Raw genomic sequence first — 15,741 nt, 5'->3', positions numbered from 1 at the left:
CTGTGACCGGGGGGTTCGGCGTGCCTAACCTGGAGCCATGGACGTGAACGCGGCGGTCGCCGCAGCCGCAGCGATCGCCGGTGTGCTCACCGGCGCCATCGCCGTGCTGGCGTTCCGCTGGAGCGAGCGGGATCAGAAACGCCCCACCCGCACCTCACTGCACACGGACCCGGTCCTTCCGCCGGGCGTCGACACGGTCCTGTCCGTGCTCCGCTCCTCCGCGGTCGTCCTCGACGAGTCCGACGCCGTGGTCAAGGCCAGCTCCGCCGCGTACGCCCTCGGACTGGTGCGCGGCGGGAAGCTGGCCGTCGAGCCGATGATCCTGATGGCCCGCGACACCCGCAGGGACGGTGAGATACGGCAGGCGGAACTGGACCTGCCCCGGCGCGGGACCGGCCGGGGCGAGGCCCTCGCCGTGTCCGCCCGGGTGGCGCCGCTCGGCTCCCGGCTCGTCCTGCTCCTGGTCGAGGACCTCACCGAGGCCCGCAGGATCGAGGCCGTGCGGCGCGACTTCGTCGCCAACGTCAGCCATGAGCTCAAGACCCCGGTCGGCGCGCTCTCCCTGCTCTCCGAGGCCGTCATGGGCGCCTCGGACGACCCCGAGGCCGTCGAGCGCTTCGCGGGGCGCATGCAGATCGAGGCGACCCGCCTCACCAACCTCGTGCAGGAGCTCATCGACCTCTCCCGGGTCCAGAACGACGACCCGCTGGAGGACGCCGAGCCGGTACGCGTCGACGAACTGGTCGCCGAGGCGATCGACCGCTGCCGCCACCAGGCCGGCACCAAGCAGATCACCATGGCCGCCGGCGGCACCGCGGACCTGCGGCTGTGGGGCAACCGGGGGCAGCTGGCCGCCGCGCTCGGCAACCTCGTGGAGAACGCCGTCAACTACTCGCCCGCCCGCACCCGGGTGGGCATAGCCGCGCGACGGGTGACCGCGCCCGGCGGAGACCTCATCGAGATCGCCGTGACCGACCAGGGCATAGGGATCTCCGAGAAGGACAAGGAGCGCGTCTTCGAGCGCTTCTACCGCGTCGACCCGGCTCGTTCCCGTGCCACAGGCGGTACGGGGCTGGGGCTCGCGATCGTCAAGCACGTGGCCGCCTCGCACAGCGGGGAGGTCACGGTGTGGAGTTCCGAGGGTCAGGGCTCCACCTTCACCCTGCGGCTGCCGGAGGCGCGGGCGGCCCGCGACCGTTCGGCCGGCGGCCGAGCACCCGGACTCGACGATGACGACGAGACCGGACAGACCGACGGGACGACCACCGTCTCATCCCCGTACGAACCCTTTTCTGCCCCGGAGGTCCATCCGTGACCCGAGTGCTCGTCGTCGAGGACGAGGAGTCCTTCAGCGACGCTCTGTCCTACATGCTCCGCAAAGAGGGCTTCGAGGTCGCCATCGCGGCCACCGGGCCCGACGGACTCGACGAGTTCGAGCGCAACGGCGCCGATCTCGTCCTCCTCGACCTGATGCTGCCCGGTCTGCCGGGCACCGAGGTGTGCCGTCAGCTGCGCAGCCGCTCGAACGTTCCGGTGATCATGGTCACCGCCAAGGACAGCGAGATCGACAAGGTCGTGGGGCTCGAAATAGGAGCCGACGACTACGTCACCAAGCCCTTCTCCTCGCGTGAGCTGGTGGCGCGCATCCGGGCCGTCCTGCGCCGCCGGGGCGAGCCCGAGGAGGTCACGCCGGCCGCCCTGGAGGCGGGTCCGGTCCGGATGGACGTCGACCGCCACGTGGTCACCGTCTCCGGCTCCAAGGTCGACCTCCCGCTCAAGGAGTTCGACCTCCTGGAGATGCTGCTGCGCAACGCGGGCCGCGTCCTGACGCGCATGCAGCTCATCGACCGGGTGTGGGGCGCCGACTACGTCGGTGACACCAAGACGCTGGACGTCCACGTGAAGCGCCTGCGGGCGAAGATCGAGCCGGACCCGGGGGCGCCCCGCTACCTGGTCACGGTCCGCGGCCTCGGCTACAAGTTCGAGCCGTAGACCGCACACGCGGACCGCGTACCCGGGCCGCGCACGACGAAGGGCGGGACCCCCGGGAGGGGTCCCGCCCTTCGTCGTGCGTACGCGCCGGCTACGAGGCGCTGGCGGAGGCGGAGGCGGCGTCCGTGGCACCGGTGCCCGACTCGTCGGACTCCCCGCCGCCGTCGCCCACCTCACCGGTGTTGTCCGAGGCGGAGCCGGAGGGGGTGGCGGACGGCGATCCGGAGGCCTCACCGGACTTCGACGCCGACGCGGAGGGCTCGGTGCTCGCCGACGGGACCTCGCTCGGACCCCAGTCGGAGAAGTAGTGCTCGGCCGGGAAGACGAACGCGTCCAGCTTCACGTCACCGGTCTTGCTGAGGACGAAGGTGACCGGGTGGACGTCGCCGTCCTTGAAGGCCCCGTTGCTGTCCTTCAGCACGGCGGAGGCGTTGCCCTTGCCGCCGAGGATCAGCGAACCGTTGGCCGGGACCGTCAGCTTGCCGGACCCCTTCGCGGGCTTCAGCTCGACGGGCTCGCTGACGCCCTCGACCTTGACGGACTCCAGGGTCTCGTCGGTGTCGCTCAGGTTGAACAGGGTCGCGGCGACCGCGGCCGGGCCGGTCGATTCGGCCTCGGGCTGCGTGATGACGACGGCGTTCTGGACCTTGATCGGGCCGACGGTGACGGCGGCGTTGTCCGGCCTGATCTCCAGGCTCTGCGCGCTGTTGCCGGCGCCGCATGCGGCGAGCGAGGCGATCGAGAACGCGATGGCGGCGGCGGCGAGGGCGCCGCGTCGAAGGCTGCTGCTCACGGCGGCGGCAACTCCTAGAACGTGGGCGGAAACGGAGCGGCTCCCGTGGACGGGGCCGCTCTGCGGGTGGGTCAGCGGCCTCAGGTTACCGAGCCGTTGCCGAGCGGCCGCACCCGACCCGCCCCTACGGCTCGCCGACCGCAGCCGTGCACCGGTGTCCGTGCATGCTCCATGGACCCGTCCGTCACGCGCTCGTCCGTCTTTCACATAAGAACCTCCGGTAAGCCATCCGGGCCACCGGGTGGCTTTTCCGTAAGGAATACGCGGCGGCCCGGAGAATTGATCTTCCGCTGATCTCCCGTCCATCTCCGGATCGCGTGATCAATTCCGGATTCGGCCCGTACGTGTTGGTGGTCACCGAACGGAGTAGCGGAAGACAGGCTCCCGGAACCCGACAAATCTGGACGTTCAGGCACGTGAGCGGGCTTGTGGAGTGTTGTAACGTGCGCGTTTCCCTCCCCCGGGGAAGCCGCTCCGACCTGCGAATACCGTCGTCCGCGACCCCTCCGCAGCACGTTCCTGTTGCGATTGTCAAGCCCCGAGATATGCCCTGACCTGCGAAAACGCCATTCAGAACACGCGGTTTCCGTGTTACCCTGGATAGCCACGGAAGGGGTACCTGTCACATGACGTTCAAGGTTGGCGACACCGTGGTCTATCCCCATCACGGGGCCGCGCTGATCGAGGCTATCGAAACTCGCCAGATCAAAGGCGTGGACAAGACCTACTTGGTGCTGAAGGTCGCCCAGGGCGACCTGACAGTGCGTGTGCCAGCGGACAATGCGGAGTTCGTCGGCGTGCGTGATGTGGTCGGTCAGGACGGGCTGGACCGGGTCTTCGAGGTACTGCGCGCGCCGTACGCCGAGGAGCCCACGAACTGGTCCCGTCGTTACAAGGCAAATCTTGAGAAGCTCGCCTCCGGCGACGTCATCAAGGTGGCGGAGGTAGTCCGTGACCTGTGGCGTCGTGAGCGCGAGCGTGGACTCTCCGCCGGCGAGAAGCGCATGCTTGCCAAGGCCCGCCAGATCCTGGTGAGCGAGCTCGCCCTCGCGGAGAACACGAACGAGGACAAGGCCGAGGCCCTGCTCGACGAGGTCCTCGCGTCCTGACGCCTAGCACGCTCTGATCGCGCCCTCTGCATCACCTCGCGTGACCGGAGACGAAATGAGCGGTCCGGCGCCATGAAATGCCGCGGTGCCCGATGACATCTCCACTGTCGCCGGGCGCTGCGGCATGTCCGCACTCCGGTACGGGGAGTGCCGGGCCCGGACAACTGGCTCGACCATCTTCACGGAAGGGTCCGGTCGAGGCGTCGCGCCCGGCACTCTCCCAGCCCTTCGGCCGGGGTACGCCCAGGCCATACCCACGTCGGCCGAGCATACAAACCTGACAGGAACCGATGTCTGACGATTCGCGCCCCGCGCCCGCCGGGGCCCGTACGGCGGCTGTGATTCCGGCCGCCGGCCGAGGCGTACGCCTCGGCCCGGGCGCCCCCAAAGCGCTCCGCGCGCTGAACGGGACGCCCATGCTCATCCACGCGGTGCGCGCCATGGCCGCCTCGCGTGCCGTCTCCCTGGTGGTCGTCGTGGCCCCGCCCGACGGGGCCGCCGAGGTCAGGACGCTGCTCGACGCGCACGCGCTGCCCGAGCGGACCGAGTTCCTCGTCGTGCCCGGCGGCGACAGCCGGCAGGAGTCCGTACGGCTCGGGCTCGACGCGCTGCCCGCCGGCATCGACATCGTGCTCGTGCACGACGCGGCCCGCCCGCTCGTCCCGGTCGACACCGTCGACGGGGTCATCGAGGCGGTGCGCGGCGGGGCCGCGGCCGTCGTGCCGGCGCTGCCGCTCACCGACACCGTCAAGCAGGTCGAGCCCGCGGCGGCCGCCGGGGAGCCCGAGCCGGTGGTCGCCACGCCGGAGCGGTCGCGGCTGCGTGCCGTGCAGACCCCCCAGGGCTTCGAACGCGACACGCTCGTACGGGCCCACGCGACGGTCACGGAGAACGTCACCGACGACGCGAGCATGGTCGAGCAGCTCGGGCTGCGGGTCGTCGTCGTGCCCGGGCACGAGGAGGCGTTCAAGGTCACCCGCCCGCTGGACCTGATCCTGGCGGAGGCGGTCCTGGCGCGGCGGAGGCTGACCGATGGGTTCTGAGACGTCCGCGGCACCCCTGTTGCCGCAGGTCGGCATCGGCACCGACATCCACGCCTTCGAGGAGGGCCGTGAGCTGTGGTGCGCCGGGCTGAAGTGGGAGGGCCAGGGGCCGGGGCTCGCGGGGCACTCCGACGCGGACGTCGTCGCGCACGCGGCGTGCAACGCGCTGTTCTCGGCCGCCGGCCTCGGTGACCTGGGACAGCACTTCGGTACGGGGCGCGCCGAGTGGTCCGGGGCGTCCGGGGTGACGCTGCTGACGGAGGCGGCGCGCATCGTGCGGGCGGCGGGGTTCACGATCGGCAACGTGGCCGTGCAGGTCGTGGGGCCGCGACCGAAGATCGGCAAGCGCCGGGACGAGGCGCAGGCGGTGCTCTCCGCGGCGGTGGGGGCGCCGGTGTCGGTGTCCGGCGCGACCACGGACGGCCTCGGTTTCCCGGGCCGGGACGAGGGACTGATGGCGATCGCCACGGCGCTGGTGGCGCGGGTGGGCTGATTCGCCCCGAACCCCCGTCGCGCAGTTCCCCGCGCCGCTTATAGGGGCGCGGGGAACTGCGCGGGAGCGCGCAGCGCGACAGGGGGGTCCGGGGGCGCAGCCCCCGGGGCAGGACGAGGGAGCCGATGTCACGAATACGTGTCCCATGGGGGACAAGGGTCGCGGGGCACCCGTCCCCGCCCACTACCCTGGTGTGGTGACTATTCGCCTGTACGACACCAGCGCCCGGCAGATTCGCGACTTCACCCCGATCACGCCGGGTTGTGTCTCGATCTACCTGTGTGGCGCCACGGTGCAGGCGGCCCCGCACATCGGGCACATCCGGTCCGGCCTCAACTTCGACATCATGCGCCGCTGGTTCGAGTACCGCGGCTACGACGTCACGTTCATCCGCAACGTGACGGACATCGACGACAAGATCATCAAGAAGTCCGCGGAGCAGAACCGCCCGTGGTGGGCGATCGGCTACGAGAACGAGCGCGCGTTCAACGACGGCTACACGGCGCTCGGCTGCCTGCCGCCCACGTACGAACCGCGCGCCACCGGCCACGTCACCGAGATGGTCGAGATGATGCGCGCGCTCATCGAGCGCGGCCACGCCTACGAGGCCGACGGCAACGTCTACTTCGACGTACGGTCCCTGCCCGGCTACCTCTCCCTCTCCAACCAGGACCTGGACGAGCTGCGCCAGCCCGCCGAGGACGGCGAGACCGGCAAGCGGGACCCGCGGGACTTCGCCATGTGGAAGGCCGTCAAGCCCGGCGAGCCGTCCTGGGAGACGCCCTGGGGGCGCGGCCGGCCCGGCTGGCACCTGGAGTGCAGCGCCATGGCGCACAAGTACCTGGGCTCCGCCTTCGACATCCACGGCGGCGGCATCGACCTGATCTTCCCGCACCACGAGAACGAGATCGCCCAGGCCGTCGGCTTCGGCGACGAGTTCGCGCACTACTGGGTGCACAACTCGTGGGTGACCATGAGCGGCGAGAAGATGTCGAAGTCGCTCGGCAACAGCGTGCTCGTCAGCGAGATGGTCAAGACCTGGCGGCCCATCGTGCTCCGCTACTACCTGGGCACCCCGCACTACCGCTCCACCATCGAGTACAGCGAAGAGGCGCTGCGCGAGGCCGAGTCGGCGTTCGCGCGGATCGAGGGCTTCGTGCAGCGCGTGGTGGAGAAGGCCGGGGGAGCCGTCGCCCCCGCCGCCGAGGTGCCGCCGGCGTTCGCCGAGGCGATGGACGACGACCTGGGCGTCCCGCAGGCCCTCGCCGTCGTGCACACCACGGTCCGCCAGGGCAACTCCGCGCTGGCCGCCGACGACAAGGAGGCGGCCGTCGCCCGGCTCGCCGAGGTCAGGGCCATGCTCGCGGTCCTCGGCCTCGACCCGCTCGACCCGCACTGGGCCGGCGAGGGCGACCGCGGCGAGGACCTCCACGGAGTCGTCGACACCCTCGTACGGCTGGTGCTGCAGCAGCGCGAGTCGGCCCGTGCCCGCAAGGACTGGGCCACCGCGGACGCCATCCGCGACCAGCTCAACCAGTCCGGGCTCGTCATCGAGGACGGACCCCAGGGACCGCGCTGGACCCTCGGCCCGCGCTGATCCCTCCCCGATCGTTCCTTGATCGATTGTGCCGTCCGGGTCTCCGGGCGGCACACTGCATGGACGTACACCCGTACGCGTCATCCGCACGCGTCCCCACAGACAGGTAGGTCATGGCCGCTAACAACCGCCGCATGTCCGGCAAGAAGGGCGCGCAGGTCGGCAGTGGCGGCCAGCGGCGCAAGGGCCTGGAGGGCAAGGGCCCCACCCCGCCCGCCGAGGCGCGCAAGGGGCACAAGAAGAACCGCATCGCGAACGCCAGGGCCAAGCAGGCCGTGCGCCGGCCCGCGCCGCGCGGCGGCCGGGGCGGCAAGGGCACGTCCGAGATGGTCGTCGGGCGCAATTCCGTCGTCGAGGCGCTGCGCGAGGGCGTCCCCGCGACGACGCTCTACGTGCAGCAGTTCATCGACAACGACGAGCGGGTGCGCGAGGCGCTCCAGCTCGTCGCGGACCGCGGCGGCATCCACCTCATGGAGGCCCCCCGCCCCGAGCTGGACCGCATGACCAACGGCCTCAACCACCAGGGGCTCGTCCTGCAGGTGCCGCCGTACGAGTACGCGCACCCGGAGGACCTCGCGGCCGCCGCGTACGACGAGGGCGCGGACCCGCTGATCGTCGCGCTCGACGGCGTGACGGACCCGCGCAACCTCGGGGCCGTCGTACGGTCCGTCTCCGCGTTCGGCGGACACGGGGTGGTCGTGCCCGAGCGGCGCGCCGCCGGCATGAGCGCCGGTGCCTGGAAGACGTCGGCCGGCGCCGCGGCCCGTACGCCCGTGGCCCGCGCGGCCAACCTGACGCGGGCCCTGGAGGCCTACAAGAAGGCCGGGCTCGTCGTGGTCGGCCTCGCCGCGGACGGGGAGGCCGAGGTCGGTGACCTGGAGGCCCTCGGCGGGCCCGTCGTCATCGTGGTCGGCAGCGAGGGCAAGGGGCTGTCCCGGCTGGTCGGGGAGACCTGCGACTTCCGGGTCCGCATCCCCATGCCGGGCGGCACGGAGTCGCTGAACGCGGGTGTGGCCGCGGGCGTGGTGCTGTACGAGGCGTCCCGGCGTCGGGCCTGAACGGGTCGGTCCGCGACCGGTCGTGGTGACCGGTCGCGGCCGGTCGTCGTGACCGGTCGTGCCCCTGTTTGATCTTGACGGGGTCCGGACAGATCGGGGCGGTCAAAGCAGTGTCCTAAGTACATGTCACTCGGTTAGATGAGTGTGGACACCAGAACACCCCGCACACCCACGGGGGACCACTCGTCGGGGTTCGACGACGTTCCCGCGCTGAACATGGTGAAGGTGCCGAGCGATCCGGCGCAGGTCATCGTCAACCACGCGAGCTTCCGCGTGCAGCTGGGCGCCGCGCCCCGGGACCGGTCGCCGCAGGGCGGGCGGTACCTGGGCGCGGGCGGCGGCACCACGCGCGTGCCCGTCGCCGGAGCCGCGGCGGCCGCCGGAGCCGCCACGGGCGCCCGCCGCCGCGCACCCGTCGTCTGGAGCGGGAAGTCCGCCCCCGACGACACGGGCGCCACCCGGCTGCTCCAGGCCGCGCGCAGCACGAGCCTGCGGCACGGCGACGGGGAGCCGGCGGGCGAAGGCGGTTCGACCCAGGTCATCCCGCGCGTCGGCGGCGGCGGATTCGACGGCGACGGCTCCGCCGGGTACGACGTCGACGCCACCGTCGAGACCCCGGCCGTCCCCGGCCCCGGGACCCGCATCCTGCCGCAGCAACTGCGCAGCGCGGGCAGCGCCTACGAGGAGTTCGACGAGCGCCCGTACGGCGACGGCGGTTTCGAGGACAGCCCCTACGACCAGCGCGACGAGTACGGCGAGTACGGCGACGAGCACGGGGACGCCTACCAGGGCGAGGACGGCGGCACGTCCAAGCGGCACGGCGCCGCCCCCGTCCGGCACGGGTACTACCCCGGCCGCCGGATGAACCTCGGCGTCGTCCTGCTCCCGATGCGCGTCTTCCTCGGCTTCATCTCCATCTACGCCGGCATGGGCAAGCTCTGCGACCCCGTCTACTTCGACGGCGGCAAGCGCGGCTCCATGGTCAAGTGGCTCAACTCGCTGCACCCGTGGGAACTCGCCGAGCCGCTGCGCGAGTTCGCCCTCCAGCATCCCGTCGGTGCCGGGCTCCTGATCGCCTTCTTCCAGGTGATCGTCGGCGTCCTCACCGTCCTCGGCCTGTGGCAGCGGGTCGCGGCCGTGGTCGGCGCCCTGCTGTCGGCCGCGCTGCTGCTCACCGTCAGCTGGAAGTCCGTCCCCGCCTACGACGCGCCCGACATCATCTACCTGGCCGCCTGGTCGCCGCTGATCATCGCGGGCGCCCCCGTCTACTCCGTCGACGGCCGCCTCGCGGGCGAGGCCTGGCGCACGCTCGGACCGCGTGCCGAGATCTGGGAGCTGCGCCGGCGCGTGCTGCGCCGCGGCGCGCTCGTCGCGGCCGTCGTCGTCGGACTCACGCTGCTCATCGGGTCGATGCTCGGCGGCGCCGTCCGCGACTCCGACCGCGTGGTCGTCCCCGGTCCGGGCGAGGCCCCGCGCAACGAACTGCCCGGCTCGCCGCTCCCGGAGGAGCCCGGTGCGCGCGGCGACCGGCAGAGCCCGTCGGCGTCCTCCGGCTCGCCGACCCGCGGCGCGACCTCGGCGAGCCCGTCGGAGGCCGCGACCTCGCCCGGGGCGACGGCCCGCGAGACGGCCGGCGCGACCGCCGGCCAACCCAGCCAGACGCAGGGCGCCGGCCAGGCACCGCCCCAGCAGTCGGCGCCGCCGCAGCAGCAGGCGCCCGCCACGACCGCGGGGCCGTCCTCCACGGGCGGCACCGGCACGGGCGGCGGTACGGGAACCGGTGGCGGCGGCGGTACGGGCACCGGAGGCGGTACGGGCGGCTCCGGAGGCTCCGGCGACCGGCCCGGCCTCGTGGGCGGCCTGCTGCGCTGAGCCGGCCGATACGCCGAGGGGCCCCGCACCATTCAGGTGCGGGGCCCCTCGGCGTATCGGCTGATTGTTTCGCTTGTGTCTGCGGGCCGGTGGGGGCCGGTCGCGCAGTTCCCCGCGCCCCTGACGGGGCGCCACCGTGAACGCATCCGGGCAGCCCCGCCCCCAAAGGGGCGCGGGGAACTGCGCGGTCAGCCCCCACCGGCCCGCAGACAGGCCGCTACCAAGGACCGGGTCTCAGAAGGCGCGCTCAACGCCCCAGCGCCGCCAGCTCCTTGGCCGCCTCCGTGAGGTCCTTCGCCGTGTCGATGGCACGCCAGTAGGCGCCCTGCGGGATCGGGTAGCCGGCCAGGCGGCGCTCGCGGGCCAGGCGCGGGAACGTGGAGCGCTCGTGGTCACCGAGGGACGGCAGCAGCTCGGCGAACCCGGAGGAGAACACGTACACGCCCGCGTTGATGCCGTGGGTGGTGGGCGGCGCCTCGATGAAGTCCGTGATGCGGCCGAAGTCGTCGGTCTGGACGGCGCCCCACGGCAGCCGCGGGCGGGCCAGCGCGAGGGTCGCCACCGCATCGCGCTCGGTGTGGAAGTCCGCCATCTCCCGCAGCGAGAAACGGGTCCAGATGTCACCGTTCGTCGCGTACCAGGGGCGGTCGGGGTGGGGCAGGTGCTTGGCGGCGTACTTGAGGCCGCCGCCGCGGCCCAGGGGCTCCGGCTCGACCACGGTGGTCACGGAGACGGGCAGGTCCGCCGACTCCAGCCACTGCTGCAGGACTTCGGCGAGATGGCCGCAGGAGACGACGACGTCGGTGACGCCCTCCTCGGCGAGCCAGGCGAGCTGGTGGCCGATGATCGGGGTCCCGGTGCCGGGGATCTCGACCATCGGCTTGGGGCGGTCGTCGGTGTAGGGACGCAGCCTTGAACCCTGGCCGCCGGCCAGGACGACGGCTTGCACGGGGCGCGACGCTGCGTTCGGATCGGTCATGCCCGAACTTTACGTGGCGCCCCGCGGGGTGTGCGGACGGGCGTCTGCTTCGCTGAGCGGGTGGGCGGCTACGGGCCCGTGGGGGCTGATCGCGCAGTTCCCCGCGCCCCTGGCGGGGCGCGGCCCGGCTCCCCTCACGGGGCATGAGCCTCCTGCCGGCTCAGGTCTGCCGGGCTGCCACGCCCGAGGCGAAGGAGGTGTCGCAGACCGGGCGGGCGAACGACTGGGCCCGGACGGGACCGTAGGCACGGACCGCCGCGCGGCCCAGGGCGCGGGCGATGGACGCGCAGTGCCTGCCGAGGGACGGGCGGTCGTTCACCGCTTCCTGGAGGTGGGTCAGGGCGACCCCGGGACTCTTCTCCTGGAGCTCCACCAGGAGGCGGTCGCGGAGCACGTCCTGCGGGGTGCGGGAGGGGGCGCGCCGGGAGACGTCCTCGGAGGAGGCGGCGAGTGCCGACGTCGAGGAGTCGTTCCCCGACCAGCTGACCCGGGTGACCGCGAGCGTCCCGGAGAGCACCAGGACGACGGGCAGAACGAGGGCGAGGGTGCGGCCGATCCGGCGGGCCGGACCGCGGCCGTGCCGTGTCGGTCGGTCGGCGGAGCCGTGGCCGTGTCGCGTCGAGTGGTTAGTGGAGTGCTTCACGCGAGTGAGGGTAGCGCGGGGTGATGATTTGGCGACATTTAGTAATCAGTTCGAGGGACAGGGAATCGCCCTCTTCTGAGTTTGATGTTGACGAACAACAGTCGAAATGACCGGTCTGCCGGGGTATTTGTCGACAACAAAGAGGGCCCCGCAGCGGTCTGCGGGGCCCTCTTCGTCAACTCGGGTGAATTCTCCGGGATTCTCCCGGCGGGCCGGGAGGGTTGCGGATCAGTCGGTGAGGCGCTCGCCGGTGGAGGTCGAGAACACGTGGGTCTCGCCCGCGCGCGGCACGACGTGCAGCGTGGCGCCCTTCTCCGGGACCGCGCGGCCGCTGACGCGGACGACCAGGTCCTTGAGGTCGTCGCCGACCTTGGCGCTGCCGTAGACGTAACCGTCGGCGCCGAGCTCCTCCACGACGTTGACGGTGACGGCGAGACCGGCCGGGGCGTCCGCGGTCTCCTTCGTCAGGGCCGCCGAGGCGCCGCCGTTCTGCTCGACGATGTCGAAGTGCTCGGGGCGGACGCCGACGGTGACCGTGCGGTCGCCCTTGTCCGAGGCGGCCTTGATGGCGTCGCGGTTGACGGGCACCACGCTGTTGCCGAACTTCACGCCGCCGTCGGTGATCGGGACCTCGACGAGGTTCATCGCCGGGGAGCCGATGAAGCCGGCGACGAAGAGGTTGGCCGGGCGGTCGTACATGTTGCGCGGCGAGTCGACCTGCTGGAGCAGACCGTCCTTGAGGACCGCCACGCGGTCGCCCATCGTCATGGCCTCGACCTGGTCGTGGGTGACGTACACGGTGGTGATGCCGAGGCGGCGCTGCAGCGAGGCGATCTGCGTACGGGTCGAGACGCGGAGCTTGGCGTCGAGGTTCGACAGCGGCTCGTCCATGAGGAACACCTGGGGCTCGCGCACGATGGCGCGGCCCATGGCGACACGCTGGCGCTGACCGCCGGAGAGGGCCTTCGGCTTGCGGCCGAGGTACTCGGTGAGGTCGAGGATCTTCGCCGCGTCCTCGACCTTCTGGCGGATCTCGGCCTTGTTGACGCCGGCGATCTTGAGCGCGAAGCCCATGTTGTCCGCGACCGTCATGTGCGGGTACAGCGCGTAGTTCTGGAACACCATGGCGATGTCCCGGTCCTTGGGCGGCAGGTGCGTGACGTCGCGGTCGCCGATGTGGATGGAACCGCCGTTGACGTCCTCAAGACCCGCGAGCATGCGCAGGGAGGTGGACTTTCCGCAGCCGGAGGGACCGACGAGGACGAGGAACTCGCCGTCCGCGACGTCGAGCTCAAGCTGGTCGACGGCGGGCTTGTCGCCACCCGGGTAGATGCGGGTCGCCTTGTTGAACGAGACAGTGGCCATGGTGAGGGCCCCCTTCACCGGCAGGAACGTGCCGGACGATCCGTTGTAAAGGTGGTGTACCGCCACGGAACGATCCGTAGTGGTGTAGTCCACATGAGCGGACTGGATCGAGACGCTACCCCCCGTTCACACGTTCTGTCAGTACTCGGCGGCGAATGAAGTTCGAGGAAATTTCCGGCGGTCCACCACTGTGACGTGGGTACACTGCTCGGGCGTGCCTGCGTGCACGCCCGGCACGCACGCGTGCACGCCTCCTTAGCTCAGTCCGGCCAGAGCAACGCACTTGTAATGCGTAGGTCGTCGGTTCGAATCCGACAGGGGGCTCCTTCAAGCGGTTCCTCGGGGGCGGGTCACTCGGTGGGGCGGGGCTTTTGTGTGGGGACTCCTGCTGCTCGGGCGATTACTTGCGCCGTGCGCAGGCCCTCTCGGTGGGCCCGGCCCACACGGGCCAGGCCCACCGAGAGGGCCTGGCCCGTGTGGGCCGGGCGGCAGCGGCCCCATTCCGGGGAGTACTCGGCCATGACCGCGCCCGGGTGGTCCGTGGCGAGTTCCGTGAGCGGGGCCGTGCGGCCGCACTCGGCCAGTACGCGCTGGAACTCGCCCGCGTTGGCGAAGTCGCACACCGTGTCCTGGGTGCCGTGCACCAGGTGGATGGGCAGGGGCGGGGCGTCGGCGCAGACGTCCATCGGGGAGGGCAGGCCGAGCAGCGGTTCGGGCTGGTTGTAGCGGGCGGCGATGCCGACCACGGCGGCCGGGCGCCAGCCCTCCGGCGGGTCGGGGCGCAGGGCCGTGGCCATCGCGGCGCGTCCACCCAGGGACCAGCCGACGAGCACGACCTCCTCCGGGTTGCGGACGAAGTCCCAGGTGAAGCGGAGCGAGTCGGCGAGCTGGGGGCGGCCGCCGTCCTCGGCGTCCGGGTGCCAGTCGGGGACTATGACGGTGGCGCCGAGGCGGGCGACCTCCGCGGCGAGGGCGCCGAGGACGTCGCGTTCGGCGGGGCCGCGGCCGTGCCAGAGCAGGACCGTCGGGGCGTCCGGCGCGGTGGCGCGGTGGATGTCGAGGAGCTGACCGTCGGACGAATAGCGGACGGTGTCCATGACTGCGGTGCTCATGGGGTTCCCCTGTCTCTCAGCGGCCCGCGACCCGGTCGGCGAGGCGCGCGATCCGGGACGACTGTGCGGCACGGGTGGTGAGTTCGCGGCGGTCGGCGGCTCGATACGTCGCGTACATGCCTTGTACCCCGAGCCAGCGGAAAGGTTCGGGCTCCCACCTGCGGACCTTGTGGCCGACCCAGGGGAGCGTGGTGAGGTCGGTCGCGCCCGACTGGCCCGAGTCCTGCTGGACCAGGTCGCGCAGCGTGCGGGCCGCGAGGTTGGAGGTGGCGACCCCGGAGCCGACGTACCCGCCGGCCCAGCCGAGGCCGGTGGAGCGGTCCAGGGTGACCGAGGCGCACCAGTCGCGCGGTACGCCGAGGACGCCGGACCAGGCGTGTGCGACGGCGATGTCCGCGAGCTGGGGGAAGAGGCGCAGGAGGAGGGCGTGCAGGGCCTGGACCGTGGAGGGCTGCGTACGGCCGTCGTTGTCGGTGCGGGAGCCGTAGCGGTACGGGGCGCCGCGGCCGCCGAGCGCGATGCGGCCGTCGGCGGTGCGCTGGGCGTACATGTAGGCGTGGGCCATGTCGCCGAGGGTCTCGCGGCCCTCCCAGCCGACCGACTCCCACTGGGCGGGGGTCAGGGGCTCGGTGACGATCATGGAGGAGTTCATCGGGAGCCAGGTGCGCCGGTGGCCCTTGAGGGAGGCGGTGAACCCCTCGGTGCAGCGCAGTACGTACGGGGCGCGGACGGTCCCGTACGGGGTGACGGCGTGCTTGGGCCTGATCTCGGTGACGGGTGTCGACTCGTGGATCGTGACGCCGAGGGCCTCGACGGCCGCCGCGAGGCCCTTGAGGAGTTTGGCCGGGTGCAGGCGGGCGCCGTGCGGGGTCCAGGTGGAGCCGGCGGCGCCCGCGACCCGGATGCGCTCGGCGGTCTCGCGGGCGCCGTACAGCTCGCGGTCCTTCTCGCCGTACGAGAGTTCCGTCTCGTGGAAGGCCTTCAGACGGGCCAGCTGGGCGGGGGTGTACGCGACTTCGAGGACGCCGCCGCGGTGGACGTCCGCCTCGATGCCCTCCTCCTCGGCGACCCGGACGACCTCGGCGACGGTGGCGTTCATGGCCTCCTGGAGGCGTACGGCCGCGTCGTGGCCGTGCAGACGCGCGTAGCGGTCGCGGCCCGCGATGCCGTTGTAGAGCCAGCCGCCGTTGCGGCCGGAGGCGCCGTAGCCGCAGAACCTCTGCTCCAGGACCGTGATGCGCAGGAAGGGGACGGCCTTCTTCAGGTAGTACGCGGTCCACAGGCCGGTGTAGCCGCCACCGACGATCACCACGTCGGCGCTCGCGTCGCCCGGGAGGGGTTCGCGGGGTGCGGGCAGGCCCTCCTGGGCGTACCAGAACGATATGCCGCCGTTGACGGTGGCGCGGGATGCCGGCGGCGCCGCCGGCATCGGCGGGACCGACGGGACCGGCGGGACCGGCGGGACCGGTGGGGCCGGTGGGACGGGCGGTGCGTCCGGTGCTTCCGGCGCCTTGGGCGCGGGGGGCGTGCGGTCGTCCGTGCCGGACGCGCGGTCGGCGTTCTCCGCGTTCTCCGTGCTGCTCATGCGCGGGACGTTAGCTTCTCCGGGTGGTGGGTGTCTCCTTCGGATTTCGTGGTGTCGGACGGGTGGGGTGGTGCGGGTGGGGTACGGGCGGCTGCTGGAG

14 protein-coding genes and 1 tRNA gene are annotated in these 15,741 nt (G+C 72.0%); 9 read left to right on the top strand and 6 right to left on the bottom strand.

Going from position 1 to position 15,741, the window contains the following annotated elements:
* Positions 1-37 precede the first annotated feature (37 nt).
* Positions 38-1,315 (top strand): sensor histidine kinase, encoded by a 1,278-nt coding sequence (locus FGF04_RS01640; RefSeq protein ID WP_149509343.1) that lies wholly within the window; start codon positions 38-40, stop codon positions 1,313-1,315.
* The gene (locus tag FGF04_RS01635; RefSeq protein ID WP_149509342.1) at positions 1,312-1,992 is read left to right on the top strand and encodes a response regulator transcription factor; all 681 of its coding nucleotides are present in this window, start codon (positions 1,312-1,314) and stop codon (positions 1,990-1,992) included. Before FGF04_RS01640 ends, FGF04_RS01635 begins: the two co-directional genes overlap by 4 nt.
* Positions 1,993-2,083: 91 nt before the next feature.
* Here FGF04_RS01635 and FGF04_RS01630 read toward each other — a convergent pair whose 3' ends face one another.
* The gene (locus FGF04_RS01630; protein ID WP_149509341.1) at positions 2,084-2,785 is read right to left on the bottom strand and encodes a copper chaperone PCu(A)C; all 702 of its coding nucleotides are present in this window, start codon (positions 2,783-2,785) and stop codon (positions 2,084-2,086) included.
* 626 nt (positions 2,786-3,411) lie between these two features.
* On the opposite strand from FGF04_RS01630, the gene FGF04_RS01620 reads away from it, so the two are divergent.
* From FGF04_RS01620 to FGF04_RS01595, 6 genes are all read left to right on the top strand, one after another.
* Positions 3,412-3,894, top strand: coding sequence for a CarD family transcriptional regulator (locus FGF04_RS01620; RefSeq protein ID WP_003953493.1), 483 nt, complete (start codon positions 3,412-3,414; stop codon positions 3,892-3,894).
* A 290-nt stretch (positions 3,895-4,184) separates the two neighbouring features.
* Positions 4,185-4,937, top strand: coding sequence for a 2-C-methyl-D-erythritol 4-phosphate cytidylyltransferase (ispD, locus tag FGF04_RS01615; RefSeq protein ID WP_149509339.1), 753 nt, complete (start codon positions 4,185-4,187; stop codon positions 4,935-4,937).
* Positions 4,927-5,430: a 2-C-methyl-D-erythritol 2,4-cyclodiphosphate synthase gene (ispF, locus tag FGF04_RS01610; RefSeq protein WP_149509338.1), complete on the top strand. Its 504-nt coding sequence runs from the start codon at positions 4,927-4,929 to the stop codon at positions 5,428-5,430. Before ispD ends, ispF begins: the two co-directional genes overlap by 11 nt.
* Before the next feature lie 196 nt (positions 5,431-5,626).
* Positions 5,627-7,027, top strand: a complete 1,401-nt coding sequence (gene cysS, locus FGF04_RS01605; RefSeq protein ID WP_149509337.1) for a cysteine--tRNA ligase — start codon at positions 5,627-5,629, stop codon at positions 7,025-7,027.
* A gap of 113 nt (positions 7,028-7,140) precedes the next feature.
* A complete protein-coding gene (rlmB, locus tag FGF04_RS01600) occupies positions 7,141-8,085 on the top strand; it encodes a 23S rRNA (guanosine(2251)-2'-O)-methyltransferase RlmB (RefSeq protein WP_149509336.1) in 945 nt (314 codons plus the stop codon).
* Between the two features lie 144 nt (positions 8,086-8,229).
* The gene (locus FGF04_RS01595; protein WP_188113922.1) at positions 8,230-9,957 is read left to right on the top strand and encodes a DoxX family protein; all 1,728 of its coding nucleotides are present in this window, start codon (positions 8,230-8,232) and stop codon (positions 9,955-9,957) included.
* Positions 9,958-10,204: 247 nt separating this feature from the next.
* Here FGF04_RS01595 and FGF04_RS01590 read toward each other — a convergent pair whose 3' ends face one another.
* The 3 genes from FGF04_RS01590 to FGF04_RS01580 all read right to left on the bottom strand — a co-directional run bounded on the left by FGF04_RS01590 (position 10,205) and on the right by FGF04_RS01580 (position 12,944).
* Positions 10,205-10,936 (bottom strand): nucleotidyltransferase family protein, encoded by a 732-nt coding sequence (locus tag FGF04_RS01590; RefSeq protein ID WP_149509334.1) that lies wholly within the window; start codon positions 10,934-10,936, stop codon positions 10,205-10,207.
* Between the two features lie 160 nt (positions 10,937-11,096).
* A complete protein-coding gene (locus tag FGF04_RS01585; protein ID WP_188113918.1) occupies positions 11,097-11,579 on the bottom strand; it encodes a hypothetical protein in 483 nt (160 codons plus the stop codon).
* A 228-nt stretch (positions 11,580-11,807) separates the two neighbouring features.
* On the bottom strand, positions 11,808-12,944 hold the full coding sequence (locus tag FGF04_RS01580) for an ABC transporter ATP-binding protein (RefSeq protein WP_149509333.1): 1,137 nt from the start codon (positions 12,942-12,944) through the stop codon (positions 11,808-11,810).
* Between the two features lie 249 nt (positions 12,945-13,193).
* On the opposite strand from FGF04_RS01580, the gene FGF04_RS01575 reads away from it, so the two are divergent.
* Positions 13,194-13,268 (top strand) — tRNA-Thr (locus tag FGF04_RS01575).
* A gap of 26 nt (positions 13,269-13,294) precedes the next feature.
* Here the strand turns inward: FGF04_RS01575 and FGF04_RS01570 are convergent.
* Positions 13,295-14,056 carry an alpha/beta hydrolase gene (locus FGF04_RS01570; RefSeq protein WP_149509332.1) on the bottom strand — a complete coding sequence of 254 codons (762 nt, stop codon included), beginning with the start codon at positions 14,054-14,056 and terminating at the stop codon, positions 13,295-13,297.
* 16 nt (positions 14,057-14,072) lie between these two features.
* A complete protein-coding gene (locus FGF04_RS01565) occupies positions 14,073-15,485 on the bottom strand; it encodes an NAD(P)/FAD-dependent oxidoreductase (RefSeq protein ID WP_149509441.1) in 1,413 nt (470 codons plus the stop codon).
* Positions 15,486-15,741: the final 256 nt, after the last annotated feature.

Origin of the sequence: Streptomyces apricus, from assembly GCF_008369065.1 — a bacterium.
Taxonomy (GTDB): domain Bacteria; phylum Actinomycetota; class Actinomycetes; order Streptomycetales; family Streptomycetaceae; genus Streptomyces; species Streptomyces apricus.
This window is presented reverse-complemented; position numbering and strand designations above follow the sequence as displayed.